This window comes from Pseudomonas emilianonis, from assembly GCF_023072625.1.
GTDB lineage: Bacteria > Pseudomonadota > Gammaproteobacteria > Pseudomonadales > Pseudomonadaceae > Aquipseudomonas > Aquipseudomonas paraveronii.
Map to the genome: position 1 here is coordinate 1 of NZ_JAKNRV010000626.1, position 1620 is coordinate 1620.

The 1620-nt window shown below is 65.4% G+C and carries 2 protein-coding genes; both read right to left on the reverse strand.

Going from position 1 to position 1620, the window contains the following annotated elements:
- Window positions 1-588 (reverse strand): maleylacetoacetate isomerase (gene maiA, locus L9Z73_RS30200; protein WP_247408603.1); only part of this gene is annotated, 588 nt, incomplete at its 3' end.
- 13 nt (window positions 589-601) lie between these two features.
- Window positions 602-1620 (reverse strand): fumarylacetoacetase (fahA, locus tag L9Z73_RS30205; protein ID WP_247408605.1); only part of this gene is annotated, 1019 nt, incomplete at its 5' end.

Genomic DNA, 1620 nt, shown 5'->3' on the forward strand with positions numbered 1-1620 from the left:
CTGCTGCGCCGCCAACGCCGCCACCCGCCCGATGCGCGGATACGCCGCCAACGACACCTGGAAGCGCTCGGCCGCGTAAAGCTGCGGAATCAGAAACGCATCCGCCAGCCCCGGCCGCTCGCCAAAACAAAAGCCGTGATCGCCAATCAACTGCTCGACCGCGCCCAAGCCCTGGCTGATCCAATGACCGATCCAGGCCAGCACTTGGGTTTCATCATGGCCCCACTGCCGCAGCAGGTTCTGGGTGCTGGAATTGTGCAGCGGGTGAATGTCGCAGGCGATGATCGACGCCACTGCGCGCTCGCGGGCACGGGTCGCCAGGTCCTGGGACAGCAACGGCACCTGTGGATAACGTTCCTCCAGGTACTCGATGATCGCCGACGACTGGATCAACCGTTCGCCGTCATCGGTGCGCAGCGCCGGGACGCGACCTTGCGGGTTGATCGCCAGGTACTCCGGCTGGCGGTGGGCGCCGCCCGCAGGCGCCACTAGGTTGACCGGTACGGCGGTGAAATCCAGGCCCTTGAGCGCCAGCGCGATCCGCACCCGGTACGACGCAGTGGACCGATAGTAAGTGTAGAGTTGCATCGCCCCTCCTCCCTCAGCGCGCCGCGACCACCGTGCCACGGCATTCGCCGAAGCCGATGGAGGCAAAACCGTCACGGCTGCAACGGCCGCGCAGGATGATTTCATCACCGTCTTCGAGGAATTTACGCACCTCGCCCGACGCCAGTTCAATCGGCTTCTTGCCGCCTTCGGTGATCTCCAGCAGGCTGCCGAACTGCCCCGGCAGCGGCCCGGACAAGGTGCCCGAACCGAACAGATCACCGGCCTGCAATTGGCACCCGTTGACGCTGTGGTGCGCAACCATTTGCGCCACGGTCCAGTACATGTGCCGGGTGTTGCTCAGGGTCAAGCGCTGGGCCGGCAGGTTCTGTTCGCGCATCGACGCCGTGGTCAACAGCACTTCCAGTTCGATATCGAAACCGCCCGCGGCCTGATCGCGTTGATCCAGCAGGTACGGCAGCGGTTGCGGGTCGCCTTCGGGGCGCGCCGGTTGGGCCTGGCGGAACGGCGCGAGTGCTTCGGCCGTCACCACCCACGGCGAGATGCTGGTGATGAAACTCTTCGACAGGAACGGCCCCAGCGGCTGGTATTCCCAGGCCTGGATATCCCGCGCCGACCAATCGTTGAGCAGGCAGAAACCGGCGATGTGCTCGGCCGCATCGCCAATCGCAATCGAGTCGCCCATGGCGTTGCCCTGGCCGATCCAGATGCCCAGCTCCAGCTCATAGTCCAGGCGTGCGCAGGGGCCGAATGTCGGCTCGGTCTGGCCGGCCGGCAGGGTCTGGCCTTTGGGGCGGCGCACCTCGGTGCCGGACGGGCGGATGGTCGAGGCACGGCCGTGATACCCGATCGGCACGTACTTGTAGTTGGGCAGCAGCGGGTTATCGGGGCGGAACAGTTTGCCGACGTTCTGCGCGTGTTCGATGCCGACGTAGAAGTCGGTGTAGTCATTGATCTTGGCGCTAGGTGCGGCTAGGGCACGGGCGGCGGCGACATCCGCATGGATCGCCGTTTTCAACGCCTCAAGGGAGGCGAAACGCTGCTCTTCACGCA